Genomic DNA, 15,339 nt, shown 5'->3' on the forward strand with positions numbered 1-15,339 from the left:
TCACTGTTGTTTTAATAGTCACATCACAAAATCAAGATATTTTTTAGATAAGAAATATCTTGATTGTGATTATCTGCTTTTTTAAAACAGTAACTAATTAAGTAATTACAAAAAAAACAAACTAAATAGTAATAGATGTGGTTTGTGCTAAATGCACAAAAAGGCTAAAACCTTGAAGTGAATATTCAGAAACTGTATTTAAATAATTATAATATGAAAAATATACTTGTATTTTTATTGGCTTTATTATTCCTTGCTTGTAATGAAGAAGAGCCTTCTCGCTATGTCATAAATGGAGTTTTTGAAAAAGGAATTGGAAAACAATTACTATTAGAAGAGCTTTCTAATCAAAGAATTATAAAAGTTATTGACTCTGCGCGTGTTGACAGCAATGGTAAGTTTTCTTTTACCGGTGATTCATATGGAGAGATAAAAGAGGCAAGATTATCAATTGTAGGTACAAAATATAAGGAAGATTTTATTATTGAAGATACAATTGTTAATGTAACTGTTTGGCAAGATTCGATAACAAAGTTTAATAAGCCGTTTAAGTTCGAGGTAGAGAGAGCTAAAGAAGATGCAGTATATGCTAAGCTTAAGGCTAATTATAGCAAGAGGAGAACCGTATGGGGTAGGGCAACTAATAGATTGGTGGTGGCCAATAGAGAAAATAAAATTAGTGATGATGAGTTAGTAAAAGCACGTCAAAAATTAGACGAAAATTTTATACAAGAAGTCATTGATACATTATCTAATTATCCTAATAGTTATGGAACGTATTTCTATATAAAAAATTATATGTTAAGATATGACCCACTCCCGTCGGTGGAAAAAGCATTTCATAATTTATCTGAAAATATTAAAGCTTCTAAGGAAGCAGAGGTGTTTAAAAGTGAGGTAGAGGAAATAAAAAGATCTTTTGTTGGAGGTACACCTAACGATTTTTCGATCCCTTCTATAGATGGCGGACAAACTACCTTATATGAATATAGAGGTAAGGTGTTGTTAGTGGATTGTTGGGCAACTTGGTGTGGGCCTTGTATTGAGGCCATGCCGCATATTGGGGAAATATATAAAGAGTTTGGTCCACAAGGTTTGGAAGTTTTAGGCATATCTTATGATAAGGATGAAATCAGATGGCGTGAATTTTTAAAGAAAAATGAATATATCACTTGGGATCAAGCGTCTTCTTTAAAAGAATGGGCATGTCCATCTTCAAAAGTGTTTTCTGTAACTATGATACCCGCCACTATTTTAATTGATAAAAATGGAGTGGTAGCTGGAAGAAACCTTAAAGGGGAAGAATTAGAAGCCAAAATTAAAGAATTGCTTTTAGAAGAGTAATATTCTTGGAATACAGCACGCAGACTTTGATTATCATATAACCAAACACCTCATTATATTATTGATGAGGTGCATTAAAAAGGAATGTAAAAATTAAAAAAATAAAGATGTATAACGCATCAAATGTTTAACTAATAATAATTTACAAGGTTAAATATTAATTCCTATGCTTATTAAGCAGTTCCACAGTTTAAAACAGTGTTTTTAATTACAGAATATTATTATCATTAAATACAAAATATAGCAACTTATAAAATGCAAAAAACAAAAAGTACATTAATAATTGTAGCAACTTTCATAGTTTTAGTTTTACAATCTTTTAAAACGCCAAATCTTGACTTTAAAAAAGAAAATCAAGCTGTTTTTACCAGTTCTTCTTTTGATAATTCTAATTCTAAAATAAAAAGTTTAGAAAAGAATATTCAAAAAATATATAAAAAAGTATTAAAAAGTACGGTTACAATAAACAATGGTGCTACAGGGGTTTTAATTTCTGAAGACGGATATATTTTAACGGCTACGCATGTGGTGTTAGGAGTTCAAAAAAACGAAAGTAGTATTACTATGAGCGATGGTTCTACATATACAGCAAAGCATTTAGGGAAAGATATAAAAGGAGATTATGCGCTTTTAAAAATAGTAGAGCCAGGTACTTGGAATTATTTGGAATTGGGTTCGTCGGCCAATTTAGGAAATGATGAAGCTTGCTTGATGTTTGGGCATTCTAATGGATATCAACCTGATAGGCCTGCATTAATGCGAATAGGTTTTTATAAGGGAGTTAAAGAAAGAGGCTTTTTAAAGACAAGTTGCATCATGATGCCTGGAGATTCTGGAGGGCCTTTGGTAGATTTAGATGGTAAGCTAATAGGCCTTTGTAGCCATATCGCCCCTTCAATGAAAGATAATTTTTATGTGCCTATAGACCCGGTAAAAGAAAATTGGGATAAATTAATAAAGGGAGAAACTTTCAACTTAAGAAAACCCAAAGAGGCTCAGTTTCCTAAAAACAGCGAGGTTGTATCTTCACCAATCATAGAGAAATCTTTTTCACTAAAAGGAGGTAAAGAAGCATTAACTAAGCGTATTGCTAAGTCAGCAAAGAAGATTTATAAATCTGTTGTAAATATTAAGAGTATCATAAACGATAAGGAAGTAAAAACCTATGGAACTATTATTAATTCCAAAGGCTATATTGTAGCTAAAGCATCTCAAGTAAATAAAGATGAAATAACATGTGAGTTGTACAACGGTACTATAGTTCCTGCAAAAATAGTAGGAATTGATGATTCTAATGATTTGATTGTTATGCAAATAAAAGGAAATAGACTTGAAGCTATAAATATTCCTAAAAAAAATAATACTAGTATTGGAAGATTAATTGGAACGGCTAGTTTTAAAGAGGGAGTCAATTACTCTGGAGTTATCAGTGCACCTGTTAGAAAAATTGCTGCAGCTCCAGATCCAATGGGTTCTATAGGAGCTGCTATTACTTTTACAAATAGAGTTTTTGGTATTTTTGATAATGGAGCAGCTATTTTAGGAGGATTAAAAAGAGGTGATATTATTCTTAAACTTGATGATACAAAAATTGAAAATGGTAAGGAGCGTTTTTCTTTTTTAAAAACGACTAAAGTTCATCAAAAAATAAAGGTTACCGTATTAAGGGAAGAAAAAGAGGTAGTGTTAGATTTAGAATTGTTAAAAGAAGACCCTGAAAGAATAAAACGTAGACACATTGGTTACAATGTTGATATCAGTGAGCGTAAAAGTGGTTTTACAGAAGCGTTTACACATGATATGCCTATAGAAGCCTACGAAACAGGTACACCTGTAGTAGATATTAAAGGACGTGTTATTGGCATAAATATAGCTAAAGTAAACAGAACGAGTTCATTTGCTATTCCTATAGATGTTGTTTTAGAAAGTGTTAAAAAAATAGATTTCATTTTATCTAACTAAACCGCATTACAAGGTAATCTAGATATAAATTCGGAATTAATAAACTATATATTAAAAAAATAATTTAATGAAAAAAATAACAATAATATTTGCCTTTTTATTTAGCATTAGTTTACTGGCGCAAAATATTAATCTCAATAATCCATTACCTGAAAATACTAAGGTGAAAAAAGGTATACTACCTAATGGTTTAACTTATTATATCTACAAGACAGACGTTGTAAAAGATGCTGCGAGTTACTATATAATTCAAAATGTAGGTTCTGTATTAGAGCATGAAGATCAACAAGGGTTAGCTCATTTTTTAGAGCATATGGCTTTTAATGGTACCGAAAATTTTCCGGATAAAGGCATAACAGATAAGCTTGAAAAACATGGCGCATCTTTTGGTAAAGATATTAATGCTTACACAAGTTTTGAAGAAACCGTGTATAATATGAATAACATTCCTGCAACTCAGGAACTTATAGATAATTGCTTATTAGTACTTCATGATTGGGCAAATTTTTTGTCTTTAAAAGATGAAGAAATTGATTTAGAGCGCGGTGTTATTAAAGAAGAGTGGAGAACACGCCAAAGCGGCTATATGAGGATTTATGAAAAACATATGCCTACGATGTATAATAACAGTATTTATATAAAGCGCATGCCTATTGGTAAGATGGATGTAGTTGATAATTTTAAACACAAGGCTTTAAGAGATTTTTATCATGATTGGTATAGAACCGATTTACAAGCTATCGCCATTATTGGAGATATAAATGTAGATGAGGTTCAGGAAAAAATAGAAAAGTTGTTTTCTGAAATTCCAGCTGTTGAAAATCCACGAAAACGCTTTATTGTTAGTATTCCTGAAAATGAAGCTTTGATGTTTAGTTCTGCTATGGATCCAGAGGTTAAATCAACATCTATAGAATTTGGAATAAGACATTCTAAAAATAAGGGAAAAGAAACGGTAGCCGATTTAAAATCGAGTTTATTAAGAAGTATAGTAACTACAATGCTTTCTATTCGTTTGGGCGAATTGAATGATGATCAAGACTCACCTTTACTTAGGGTTTATCTTAACAACAATGATCTTTCTAGAAGCACAAATGCATTTAGTTTATCTATATCACCAAAAGTAAACAAACAGCAAGCTGCTTTTGAAATGGCTCTAAAAGAAGTAAATCGTGCTGTAAAATTTGGGTTTACACAAGGTGAACTTGATAGAGCTATTACGAGGTATAAGAATTCTTATGAGAATCAAATCTCTAAAATAGAGAGCATTTCTCATAGAAATATAGAGAACATGATTCAAAAAAATTATTTAGAAAACTCTAGAATGAAGGATGTTGCAAAAGATTATACTATTGCTAAGCAACTTTTTAATACACTTACCTTAGAAGATGCACATTTAAAGCTTAAATCACTTTATACTACTAAAAATAGGTACATTACAGTTACAGCTGTGGAAGGTGAACAAAACCTAACGGAAGAAGAAGCGTTACAAATTATTTTTGCGGCAGAAAACGATATAACACTTACTGCGTATGAAGATGAGTTTAGTGGAAAAACATTATTAGGTGATTTGAAAATAAAAAAAGGAAATATAGTTTCAGAAAATAAAAATAAGGCAACAGGTGCTACCACGTTTATATTAAATAACGGAATTAAAGTGCATTATAAATTTGCCAATAAAACTAAGAATGATGTACAGTTAAGAGCATTAAGTTATGGAGGACTTTCGTTGATTGAAGATGCTCATTTAGCTTCTGCTACTTACATGAATGGTTTAGTTTCAGGATCTGGTTTGGGAGATTATCCTCGAAATGATCTCTCTAAAGTACTTGCCGGTAAATCAGCAAGAACAGGCTTGTTTCTTTCTCGTCTTACTGAATCTGTTTCAGGCTCGTCATCAACTAAAGATGTTGAAACTATGTTGCAAATGGTACATTTAAGATTTGTTAAACCTAGGTTTGATAAGAAGGTATTTGATGTTCAAATGGCTAATTTACAAAACCGACTCGTTCGTAGAAGAGAGAGTTTAGGTCAAAAAATAAAAGATAGTATACTAGTAACGTTTTACGGTAAAAATAATCCTAAGAAACCGTTGATTAATAAAGAATACATAGAATCTATTTCTTTTGAGACTATTCAGGAAATTTATAAAGAACGTTTTAATAACGCTTCAGATTTCGAGTTTTTTATTGTTGGAGATGTTTCTATAAATCAATTAAAACCTTTATTGGTAAACTATATTGCTAGTATTCCAACTAAAAAAGAAAAGGAAAACTATAAAAATAATTCTGTAGAATGGTTAAATAAAACTATTAAAAAAGATTTGTTTTTTGAAATGGAAAATCCAAAAACATCAGTAAGTATTACCTATAAAAACGATGTAAACTACTCTCTAAAAAATGCCTTGGTAATGAGTGCTTTTGGAGATGTTCTTCAGCTTAGATGTATGGAAACATTGCGAGAGCAAGAAGGAGGAACTTATGGCACAAGTACCTCGGCCGATTTATCTAAAAGACCTGTACAACAGGCGACTCTTACTGTTAGTTTTGATTGTGATCCAGAAAAAGCAGATAAATTAATAGCAATGGTTTATGCTGAACTAGGTAAAATAGTAGCAGGAGAAATAAATGAAAATGATTTTAAAAAAACCATCTCTAACCTTTTAAAAGAACGTGAACAAACAAAGGGATATAATCAATACGAAATGAGTGTGCTCACTAATTTTTATCGTGAAGGTTATGATATGAATGATCCTAAAAATTTCGAAAATATTGTTAATAGCATTTCTATAAACGATATTGTAGACATGGCGAATAAAGTAATTAATGGCGGGGATAAAGCTGAGATTATAATTAAACCACTCAAATAATTATAAGCCAGGTTTTTTTAATGTGTAAAAATTGAAGAAGAGTGATTCGTAAGAATTGCTCTTTTTTTATCGTATTTATTGATAATTATTATTTCTTTTTTAAGTATGAAGAAATAATTCTATGAATGTCTTTGTTGTCTTTTTTAGGTTCTATAAAAAACTGATAATCTTCTGGGGTTTCTAACTGTTCAGATTGTTGTTTGTCTATGTAACCAAAACCTTGATAAATTCCATCTAAAATTAAAGCAAAACCTATTTCGTTTTGGGTTCTTCCAGTTTCTTTAATAACTAGGTTTTCGGCACCAATTCCAATTGATTTTATAGCTTTTTGTACTCTTTTATTATACTCCTCTACAGATTCTTTATCGCAGCAAATACCCTTACATTCTTTAATTTGATGATGAAAACAGCTAGTAACATTTGTCTGTAAATGACAATATTTAGGGCACAATTCAAATTCTTTACATAAAAGTTCCAGATGATTTCTTGCTTCAGAAACATTGTAATATTTCATCATGGGATTAGAAATCAATTTTAGGCGATTATATGCTAAATGAATAATTCCTTTTTGATCTTCGTAAGAAAACAATCCAATAGCTTCGTTGGCTCTTCTTTGTGCTCTATTAAATTTTGGATAAATATGTTTTATTTCTGCAGATTCATGTAAAAGCGCTAACAACTCGCTACCTGTTTTTGTAAAAGAAATATCGGCAGTTTCCATACACATGGTTTGCTCTTTTTTCTTTTTATCATAAAAATGACTGATAACGCGCTGTTTTATATTATTAGCTTTACCAACATAAACTACTTCTTTAGCTAAGTTTTTAAAGTAGTAAACACCAAAAGTTTCTGGTAAATTATCAACAGTTTTTTTATCTAAAAGTGGAGGTAAAGTAGCTTGTCTAGATTTTGGGTTTAAAAAGGAGTTAATAGTAAAATTATCATCTCTTTCTATTAACCTTTTAAATAATTCGGTAGTAGCTTCTGCATCTCCCTTTGCTCTGTGTCTTCCGTTAATAGGGATGTTTTCTACTGTACAAATATTGCCTAAACTATAAGAACTTAAACCTGGTATTATTTTTCTTGATAAACGAACAGTACATAGTTTTTTTCGTTTAAAATCGAAGCCTAAATTTTTAAATTCTTCTTGGATAATGTTGTAATCGAAATTGACATTATGTGCCACAAAAATAGTGTCTTTGGTAATCTCGGTTACCTTTTTAGCTATTTCATAAAACTTAGGTGCATTTCTTACCATTGCATTTGTAATGCCTGTAAGATTGGTTATAAATGCTGGGATATTTTGTTCCGGATTTACTAGAGAAGTAAACTCATCAACAATGGTTTTTCCATCAAAAACAAAAATGGATATTTCGGTTATTTTAGAACCTTTATATCCATTTCCTGTGGTTTCTATGTCTACTACTGTATACAGCAATTATTCTATAATATTTTTTAAGTCAGCAATAGTTTCAGTTGGGTTTTCCGCACCAAAAACATAACTTCCTGCCACTAAAACATTGGCACCAGCTTCTATTAATTTGTTTGCATTTTGATTGGTAACTCCTCCATCAATTTCTATTTGGCAATCAGACTCTGTAAATTCGATTAAATGTCTTAATTGACTCACTTTTTTGTAGGTGTTTTCTATAAAAGATTGTCCGCCAAAACCAGGATTTACACTCATAATACAAACCAAGTCTAAATCTGCAATAATGTCTTCTAAAACGGCAATTGGTGTATGCGGGTTTAAGGCTACTCCGGCTTTCATTCCTGTTGCTTTTATAGCTTGTATTGTTCTGTGTAAATGTGTACAAGCTTCGTAATGTACCGTTAAAATATTTGCGCCTAAATCTGCAAATGTTTGTATGTATTGATCCGGATTAACAATCATTAAGTGTACATCAATAGTTTTTGTAGCATGTTTAGATATTGCTTTTAAAACTGGTATTCCAAAAGAAATATTTGGTACAAAAACACCATCCATAATATCAATATGAAACCAATCTGCTTCACTATTGTTTACCATTTCGATATCTCTTTGTAAGTTGGCAAAATCTGCTGCTAAAATTGAAGGTGCAATTAAATTACTCATTATTTTGTTGTTGTGTTTTTTGCAAAGGTAAGTATAATGGAAGACAAAACATTATTTGTAGTTTGTCTACTAATGATTAATTCTTAACAACTAAAAAAGTATGAAATAATATGTTTATATTAAGTTTGTATATATAAGAAAATACGTACTTAAAAACTACTAAGCTTTATTGGATGTTATTTGCATAATAATGTATTTCTTTAAAAAATAGATTAATACTTGTATGTAGGTTATTTTTGTAAAAAGTTTTTATTTTTTTAAGAATTAAAGTAATAAATCTATAATTAATTTTATAAAGATATTTTGTAAAAAGTAACTTTTTAACCATTCACCGATATAAATCTTCTCATTAACCTTTTTTTTGCCAAAACTGTGACTTATTAAGTTCTTTTGTGTCATAAAAATATAAAATTGAAAGCAGTTAGCGTAAAAACTTTAAGTGACGAAGATTTAGTCTTTAAAATTGTAGAAACAAATAATACACATTTGTTTGCAGTTTTATATGATAGGTTTTCTAAAGTTGTATACAATAAGTGTTATGGTTTTTCAAAAAGTAAAGAAGAGGCAGAAGATTTAACGCATGATGTTTTTATTCGATTATTTGTTAAATTAAGAACTTTTAAAGGTAATTCTAAATTTTCTACGTGGTTGTATTCTTTTACATATAATTTCTGTGTAAATTATGTTCAAAGAAATGCACACAAGAAAAAAGAAAAAATTACGGTTGTTACAGATGAGATAAAAGATGAAAGCGTATATGATGATATTGATGATGCTACATTGTTTGAGCTAAAATCAGAAAAATTAGCAAAAGTTTTAACATTGATTGATCCATCAGAAAAAATGATTCTTTTAATGAAGTATCAAGATGATATGACTATTAGAGAGATTCAAGAATTTTTAAAGATTGGTGAGAGTGCTGTTAAAATGAGAATTAAAAGAGCCAAACAGAAAGTTCTAAAAACTTATGAAGAGTTGTAGTTATGGATAATCCCTTTAAGAAAATAATACATCATCATGGTGTGCCAGATGTTCTAAAAGAAAAAATTTTAGGGGATATTGACGCTATTAAATTAACGTTAGATATTGCAGATCTGTTTTTAGTAAAATACCCTGATACAGTTGGAAGCTTATTGAGTATTGACACTTCTAAGAAAAAAAATAAAAATAATGACAAATAAATTACTATTTACTGCATTTAACTCTGATTTAGATTTTAGTTTCTTACAAAATCTTTGGAATAATTTTTTAGACTTCTTACCTCAATTATTAAGGGGCATCCTTTTTTTGGTAATAGGGTGGTTATTAATAAAATTTCTATTATTTATTGTTAGAAAAGCATTAGGTTATACCAAAATAGATAGCTTGCCAGAAAAGTTGCATGTAGATGAAATTTTTGGAGAATCTTCTTTAAAAATTCAGCCAACTAAAATAATTATTTCATCCATAAAATGGATTTTAATCCTTGTTTTTATAATAATTGGTTCAGAGTTATTGGGTTTAAGAATGGTATCTGAGCAATTAAGTAACTTAATAGGTTATTTACCAAAATTAATAAGTGCTCTAATTATTTTTGCAGTTGGTATTTATGTTGCTAACTTGGTTAAAAAGGCACTAATCTCTATGTTTAAATCATTAGAAATTACAGGAGGAAATTTAGTAGGTAATATTTCTTTTTATCTAATTAGTATAATAGTAAGTGTTACTGCTCTTAATCAGGCAGGAATTAATACAGATTTAATTACTAGTAATTTATCTATAATTCTTGGAGCAATTTTAGCTTCTTTTACAATTGCTTTTGGTTTAGGGGCCAGAGATGTTATAAAAAGGTTATTATTTGGTTTTTATTCAAGAAAAAATATACAAGAAGGAGATAAGATTATTGTCAACGGTTTAGAAGGTGTAGTTTATAATGTAGATAATATTTGTGTTGTATTAATGACTACAAAAGGTAAAGTGATATTGCCTATAAAAGAAATAGTAGATAGCAAAGTTGAAATAATTGATTAGAATACGATATGCAGTTTGGGGGTGTGTATTTATTATGTAAAAAAAAGAGATCGAGTTAACGATCTCTTTTTAGTTTTAAGATATTTTTAGTTTAAAATAACCCGTTAATCTGGGCGTCAATTCTATCTATTATATAGCCTAAATCTTCTTGGTTTGTTACAAAGTCTAAATTGTCAACATCAATAACTAATAACTTTCCTTTAGTATAGGTAGAAATCCAAGCTTCATAACGTTCATTTAATCTACTTAAATAATCAATACTAATAGAGTTTTCATAATCTCTACCACGTTTATGAATTTGACCAACTAAAGTTGAAATATCTGCACGCAAGTAAATTAATAAATCTGGTGGTTTTACCAAGTTTTCCATTAGTTCAAACAAAGATGTATAATTGCTATAATCTCTATTTGTCATTAAGCCCATTGCATGTAAATTAGGCGCAAAAATATGAGCATCTTCATAAATAGTTCTATCCTGAATAATATTTTCTCCAGACTCTCTTAATTCTAAAACTTGACGAAAACGACTATTTAAAAAATATACCTGAAGATTAAATGACCAACGTTCCATTTCTGTGTAAAAATCATCTAAATAAGGATTTTCATCAACAGATTCAAAATGTGGTTTCCATTTAAAATGTTTGGCTAAAAGTTTTGTTAATGTGGTTTTACCCGCACCAATATTTCCTGCAATTGCAACGTGCATATATTATTATCTATAAAAATTAAAAATAGGTGCGATAAAGGTAGTAAAAAATCTAAACAGAAATGTATTTACCAATAGATTTGTAAATAGATATTATAAATATCAGTTATAAATATATTTTAAAATATCATCCATATTTATAGTAATTTGTATTTTAATTTGTTGATTTTTAATATACTGTAATATTTTTTTTAAATTTCTTCTAAAATAGATTCTCCGCTTGTTTTATCTCCAGAAGTCCATTGCCAAGTTTCGTACAGTCTTATTTTTCCATTTTTGGTAATTTCTGGTTTAGAAAAGCAAATTCCTGTCATTAATTCATTTTTTGTATTAACTTGATGATAACGCATTTCAATATTTCCATTATCATCAACCAAACCTATTAAATGGCCACTAATAATTTGTCCACCAAAATACTTAGATGCAAGAATGTTTCCTGTTTGTTTGTATTCGAAAATAGTTTCTGAAGTTGTTTCTCCATTTTCAGAATTTTTAATAGGTCTAAACTTTTTATTATTGTAATTCATATTTTTTGTTGACTTTAAAAAGTAGTTGTATCAAACAATATTAAACAAAAAATCCACCTTAAAAAAGATGGATTTTTTAATAAATAAATATGCCTTAAAGTTAGCTTAAAGCTTCTTTAATTCTTTTAATAGCTTCTCTAATTTGTAACTCAGAAGCTGCATAAGAAATTCTAATACAGTTTGGTGTACCAAAAGCATCACCAGTTACTGTAGCAACATTTGCTTTTTCTAAGATGAATAAAGAAAAATCACTTGCAGTTTCTATTTTTACTCCATCAATTGTTTTACCAAAAAATGCAGAAACATCAGGAAAAACATAAAAAGCACCTTCTGGTACATTTACTTTAAATCCGTCTATTTCTCTTAACAATCCAATAATGATATCTCTACGAGTTTTAAACTCATCAACCATAAATTGAATTTTAGAAACTGGTGCTAGAACAGCAGTAATTGCAGCTCTTTGTGCAATACAGTTTGTGCCAGATGTAATTTGTCCTTGCATTTTTGTACAAGCTTTAGCAATCCATTCTGGTGCGCCAATATAACCTATTCTCCAACCAGTCATTGCAAATGCTTTTGCTAAACCGTTTACAGTAATGGTTCTGTCGTACATACTTTCTATAGCAGCAAAACTAAAAGGTTTTGTATCGTAATTTATATGTTCATAGATTTCATCTGATAAGATGTAAATCTGTGGGTGTTTTTCTAAAACTTCTGCCAATGCTCTGTACTCTGCTTCGCTATAAATAGTTCCACTAGGATTGTTTGGCGAGTTAAAGAAAATCATTTTTGTTTTAGGTGTAATTACTGCTTCTAATTGCTCTGGCGTAATTTTAAAATCCGTTTCTATAGAAGAAGGGATTTCTACATATTTTGCTTCACATAAAGTAGCAATTGCAGAATAGCTTACCCAATAAGGTGCAGGTAATAAAACCTCGTCACCAGGGTTTAATAAAACTTGTGCAATGTTTGCAATAGACTGTTTTGCACCTGTAGAAACCACAATTTGATTTGGTGTATAAACTAAATCGTTATCACGTTTAAATTTTGTGCAAATAGCTTCTTTTAATTCTCCATAACCATCTACTGGTGTATAAGAATTGTAATCTTGATTAATAGCTTCTATAGCAGCATCTTTAATAAAGTCTGGTGTGTTAAAGTCAGGTTCTCCTAAGCTTAAACCAATAATGTCTTTTCCTTCTGCTCTTAGCTCTCTTGCTTTAGCAGCCATTGCCAATGTTTGAGATGATGGCAAGCTGTTAATTCTGTCCGATAATGGATGTTTCATTTTACTGTTAGTTGTTGTTATTTTATGCTAATTCAGGTTGTTGACCTAAAACTCCTAAATGTCTAAAGTGTTCTATAATGGCTTTACGCATAGTTTCGTATTCATTATAAGGTAAGTTAAACTCCTTAGCAGTTTCTTTTACAATTTTAGCTAATTTATCATAATGTACATGAGAAATGTGTGGAAAAATATGATGTTCAACTTGATGATTTAAACCACCTGTATAGAAATTTACTAACCAGTTACTAGGCGCAAAGTTAGATGTTGTGTATAATTGATGGACTGCCCAAGTGTGTTCTAAATTACCATCTTTATCAGGAATTGGCATTTCTGTATTAGGTACAATATGTGCTAATTGAAAAACCAAACTTAGAATCATACCGGCAGTATAGTGCATTACAAAAAAGCCAATTAAAACTTTCCACCAAGAAATATCTAAAACTAAAATTGGTAAAGCTATCCAAAGTGCATAATAGGCAATTTTAGAAATTACTAATTTAGTCCATTCCATTTTTGGGTTAGGAAATTTACCATAAGATAATTTACGTTTTAAATAACGGTGCATTTGCTTAATATCTGTAGTGATAGCCCAGTTAATAGTTAATAGTCCGTATAAAAATATGGAATAATATTTTTGAATTTTATGGATTTTTAGCCATTTAGAATGTAAAGAAAAACGGATAATTCTACCAGCATCAATATCCTCGTCATGACCTTCTACATTTGTAAAAGTGTGATGTAAAACATTGTGTTGTACTTTCCAATTATAAACATTACCAGCTAAAATATAAATGCTGCTTCCCATTAATTTGTTAACCCATTTTCTTTTAGAAAAAGATTCGTGGTTGGCATCGTGCATTACATTCATTCCAACTCCTGCCATTCCAACACCTGTAACAACCATTAAAATAGCCATTACCCATTGAGGCATAGAAACGGTTAAGATTAAAATAAAAGGAATTAGAAATAAAGAAAACATAATTACGGCTTTAGAGTATAGCTTCCAATTACCGGTTCTTTTAATATTATTTTCTTTAAAATAGGTATTTACTCTTTTATTAAGAGTTCTAAAGAATTTAGCTTTATCTACTCTCGAAAAGTTTATTGTATTCATTTATATAGTATATGAAATGCAAAAATATGCATTTTGTGGTTGCATTATATGATAAACGTTAGTTTTTGTTGCTAATTGTTTGTTAACAATAACTATTTTTGCGGCTGATACTTTTTTTAATGGAAATAATACACAAATATTTTAAAGATTTAACAGAAACTCAAATAGCTCAATTTTCTAAATTACAAGATTTATACCAAGATTGGAATTTAAAAATAAATGTAGTTTCTAGAAAAGATATAGATGAACTGTATTTGCGTCATGTTTTACATTCTTTAGGGATTGCAAAGGTGATGCAATTTAAAGCAGGAGCAAAAGTAATGGATGTTGGTACTGGCGGTGGTTTTCCTGGGGTTCCTTTGGCGATTCTTTTTCCAGAAACTCAGTTTCATTTGGTAGACTCTATTGGTAAAAAGATAAAAGTAGTAAATGAAGTTGTAGCTGGTTTAGGTTTAGAAAATGTAAAAACAACTCATGGTAGAGTAGAAGAGGTAAAAGATACATACGATTTTATTGTAAGTAGAGCAGTAGCACAAATGGAAACTTTTGTACGTTGGAATAAAGGTAAAATTGCTAAAAAACAAAACCACGATTTAAAAAACGGAATTCTTTATTTAAAAGGAGGTGATTTATCAGAAGAATTAAAACTGTATACCTCTGCTACAATTTATGATTTACCAGATTATTTTGAAGAAGATTTTTTTGAGACTAAAAAAGTGGTTCATTTAGGGATGAAATACAAATAGCTTTTAAGAGAAAATAAACTTTTCAATATTTTTAGATTAGAAAAAATGAATATAGAAAACGCACAAAAACAAGTAGACGATTGGATTAAAAATCACGGGGTCCGTTATTTTAACGAGCTTACAAATATGGCGCAATTAACAGAAGAAGTTGGTGAGGTTGCACGTATTATAGCAAGACGTTATGGAGAACAAAGTGAAAAAGAATCTGATAAAAATAAAGATTTAGGCGAAGAGTTAGCAGATGTGTTATTTGTAGTTTTATGTTTGGCAAACCAAACAGGAATTGATTTACAAGATGCTTTCGAAAAGAAATTAGATATTAAGACTAAGAGAGATCACGATCGCCATCATAATAACGAAAAGTTGAAATAATGAGTTTTATTAATAATTTTAAAGAAGGTGCTAGAATTATTTATGCCAGAATGCAAACAAAGGTTTTTTGGGTAAACTTAGCAAAAGTTGCAGTTCCGTTTTTTCTGATTGTTACTATTGTTTCTTTATTAGTGAGTAGTTCATCAGCAATCTTTTCTGGAGATTTTAAAACTGTTGTAAAAGATAATTTTGCAGATGATAAATGGCAAGATTTTTTTGCATATAAAATCTTTTTCAGTTTTATATATGCTTTTTACATAACTAGCATGAAAATGAAATAAAAAAAGCGACTTTTAAGTCGCTTTT

Annotated in this window: 15 protein-coding genes; 9 read left to right on the forward strand and 6 right to left on the reverse strand. The window is 29.7% G+C overall.

The window, feature by feature from the left end:
- The first annotated feature begins 213 nt into the window (after positions 1–213).
- The 3 genes from ACJJVY_RS12505 (at position 214) to ACJJVY_RS12515 (ending at position 6,175) form a co-directional block, all read left to right on the forward strand.
- Positions 214–1,344, forward strand: a complete 1,131-nt coding sequence (locus ACJJVY_RS12505; protein WP_405609132.1) for a redoxin domain-containing protein — start codon at positions 214–216, stop codon at positions 1,342–1,344.
- 255 nt (positions 1,345–1,599) lie between these two features.
- A complete protein-coding gene (locus ACJJVY_RS12510; protein ID WP_405609135.1) occupies positions 1,600–3,306 on the forward strand; it encodes a trypsin-like peptidase domain-containing protein in 1,707 nt (568 codons plus the stop codon).
- Positions 3,307–3,469: 163 nt separating this feature from the next.
- Positions 3,470–6,175, forward strand: a complete 2,706-nt coding sequence (locus ACJJVY_RS12515; protein WP_405609138.1) for a M16 family metallopeptidase — start codon at positions 3,470–3,472, stop codon at positions 6,173–6,175.
- 88 nt (positions 6,176–6,263) lie between these two features.
- Here the strand turns inward: ACJJVY_RS12515 and ACJJVY_RS12520 are convergent, their stop codons facing one another.
- Together ACJJVY_RS12520 and rpe are read right to left on the reverse strand one after the other, a co-directional pair.
- Positions 6,264–7,613, reverse strand: a complete 1,350-nt coding sequence (locus ACJJVY_RS12520; protein ID WP_405609141.1) for an exonuclease domain-containing protein — start codon at positions 7,611–7,613, stop codon at positions 6,264–6,266.
- Positions 7,614–8,270, reverse strand: coding sequence for a ribulose-phosphate 3-epimerase (gene rpe / locus ACJJVY_RS12525; protein ID WP_405609144.1), 657 nt, complete (start codon positions 8,268–8,270; stop codon positions 7,614–7,616). It lies immediately after the preceding gene.
- Positions 8,271–8,681: 411 nt separating this feature from the next.
- On the opposite strand from rpe, the gene ACJJVY_RS12530 reads away from it, so the two are divergent.
- From ACJJVY_RS12530 to ACJJVY_RS12540, 3 genes are read left to right on the forward strand one after another with little or no spacing between them, the layout of a single operon-like run.
- On the forward strand, positions 8,682–9,251 hold the full coding sequence (locus tag ACJJVY_RS12530; protein ID WP_405609147.1) for an RNA polymerase sigma factor: 570 nt from the start codon (positions 8,682–8,684) through the stop codon (positions 9,249–9,251).
- 2 nt (positions 9,252–9,253) lie between these two features.
- Positions 9,254–9,451, forward strand: coding sequence for a hypothetical protein (locus ACJJVY_RS12535; RefSeq protein WP_405609150.1), 198 nt, complete (start codon positions 9,254–9,256; stop codon positions 9,449–9,451).
- Positions 9,441–10,280, forward strand: a complete 840-nt coding sequence (locus ACJJVY_RS12540) for a mechanosensitive ion channel family protein (protein WP_405609153.1) — start codon at positions 9,441–9,443, stop codon at positions 10,278–10,280. Before ACJJVY_RS12535 ends, ACJJVY_RS12540 begins: the two co-directional genes overlap by 11 nt.
- Positions 10,281–10,371: 91 nt before the next feature.
- Here ACJJVY_RS12540 and ACJJVY_RS12545 read toward each other — a convergent pair whose 3' ends face one another.
- The 4 genes from ACJJVY_RS12545 to ACJJVY_RS12560 all read right to left on the reverse strand — a co-directional run bounded on the left by ACJJVY_RS12545 (position 10,372) and on the right by ACJJVY_RS12560 (position 13,915).
- Positions 10,372–10,986 carry a deoxynucleoside kinase gene (locus tag ACJJVY_RS12545; RefSeq protein WP_405609156.1) on the reverse strand — a complete coding sequence of 205 codons (615 nt, stop codon included), beginning with the start codon at positions 10,984–10,986 and terminating at the stop codon, positions 10,372–10,374.
- Positions 10,987–11,177: 191 nt separating this feature from the next.
- A complete protein-coding gene (locus ACJJVY_RS12550; protein WP_405609159.1) occupies positions 11,178–11,513 on the reverse strand; it encodes a n-acetylglutamate synthase in 336 nt (111 codons plus the stop codon).
- Positions 11,514–11,613: 100 nt separating this feature from the next.
- Complete coding sequence (locus ACJJVY_RS12555) at positions 11,614–12,801, reverse strand: pyridoxal phosphate-dependent aminotransferase (RefSeq protein WP_405609162.1); 1,188 nt, start codon at positions 12,799–12,801, stop codon at positions 11,614–11,616.
- A gap of 22 nt (positions 12,802–12,823) precedes the next feature.
- Positions 12,824–13,915 carry a fatty acid desaturase family protein gene (locus tag ACJJVY_RS12560; RefSeq protein WP_405609165.1) on the reverse strand — a complete coding sequence of 364 codons (1,092 nt, stop codon included), beginning with the start codon at positions 13,913–13,915 and terminating at the stop codon, positions 12,824–12,826.
- Positions 13,916–14,034: 119 nt separating this feature from the next.
- Between ACJJVY_RS12560 and rsmG the strand changes: the two genes are divergently transcribed.
- Genes rsmG through ACJJVY_RS12575 form a run of 3 tightly spaced genes read left to right on the forward strand, consistent with a single transcriptional unit; the run spans position 14,035 to position 15,314 of the window.
- Complete coding sequence (rsmG, locus tag ACJJVY_RS12565; RefSeq protein ID WP_405609168.1) at positions 14,035–14,661, forward strand: 16S rRNA (guanine(527)-N(7))-methyltransferase RsmG; 627 nt, start codon at positions 14,035–14,037, stop codon at positions 14,659–14,661.
- A 45-nt stretch (positions 14,662–14,706) separates the two neighbouring features.
- A complete protein-coding gene (locus tag ACJJVY_RS12570) occupies positions 14,707–15,033 on the forward strand; it encodes a nucleotide pyrophosphohydrolase (protein WP_405609171.1) in 327 nt (108 codons plus the stop codon).
- Positions 15,033–15,314 carry a hypothetical protein gene (locus ACJJVY_RS12575; protein ID WP_405609174.1) on the forward strand — a complete coding sequence of 94 codons (282 nt, stop codon included), beginning with the start codon at positions 15,033–15,035 and terminating at the stop codon, positions 15,312–15,314. The genes ACJJVY_RS12570 and ACJJVY_RS12575 overlap by 1 nt, the downstream gene beginning before the upstream one ends.
- Positions 15,315–15,339 lie beyond the last annotated feature (25 nt).

This window comes from Polaribacter sp. Asnod1-A03, from assembly GCF_045063585.1.
GTDB lineage: Bacteria > Bacteroidota > Bacteroidia > Flavobacteriales > Flavobacteriaceae > Polaribacter.

What these genes read in the sequence shown, in the direction of transcription:
- ACJJVY_RS12505 (WP_405609132.1), top strand. Translation starts at nt 214, where the DNA reads ATGAAAAATATACTTGTATTTTTATTGGCTTTATTATTCCTTGCTTGT.
- ACJJVY_RS12510 (WP_405609135.1), top strand. Translation starts at nt 1,600, where the DNA reads ATGCAAAAAACAAAAAGTACATTAATAATTGTAGCAACTTTCATAGTT.
- rpe (WP_405609144.1), bottom strand. Translation starts at nt 8,270, where the DNA reads ATGAGTAATTTAATTGCACCTTCAATTTTAGCAGCAGATTTTGCCAAC.
- ACJJVY_RS12535 (WP_405609150.1), top strand. Translation starts at nt 9,254, where the DNA reads ATGGATAATCCCTTTAAGAAAATAATACATCATCATGGTGTGCCAGAT.
- ACJJVY_RS12540 (WP_405609153.1), top strand. Translation starts at nt 9,441, where the DNA reads ATGACAAATAAATTACTATTTACTGCATTTAACTCTGATTTAGATTTT.
- ACJJVY_RS12545 (WP_405609156.1), bottom strand. Translation starts at nt 10,986, where the DNA reads ATGCACGTTGCAATTGCAGGAAATATTGGTGCGGGTAAAACCACATTA.
- ACJJVY_RS12550 (WP_405609159.1), bottom strand. Translation starts at nt 11,513, where the DNA reads ATGAATTACAATAATAAAAAGTTTAGACCTATTAAAAATTCTGAAAAT.
- ACJJVY_RS12555 (WP_405609162.1), bottom strand. Translation starts at nt 12,801, where the DNA reads ATGAAACATCCATTATCGGACAGAATTAACAGCTTGCCATCATCTCAA.
- ACJJVY_RS12560 (WP_405609165.1), bottom strand. Translation starts at nt 13,915, where the DNA reads ATGAATACAATAAACTTTTCGAGAGTAGATAAAGCTAAATTCTTTAGA.
- rsmG (WP_405609168.1), top strand. Translation starts at nt 14,035, where the DNA reads ATGGAAATAATACACAAATATTTTAAAGATTTAACAGAAACTCAAATA.
- ACJJVY_RS12570 (WP_405609171.1), top strand. Translation starts at nt 14,707, where the DNA reads ATGAATATAGAAAACGCACAAAAACAAGTAGACGATTGGATTAAAAAT.
- ACJJVY_RS12575 (WP_405609174.1), top strand. Translation starts at nt 15,033, where the DNA reads ATGAGTTTTATTAATAATTTTAAAGAAGGTGCTAGAATTATTTATGCC.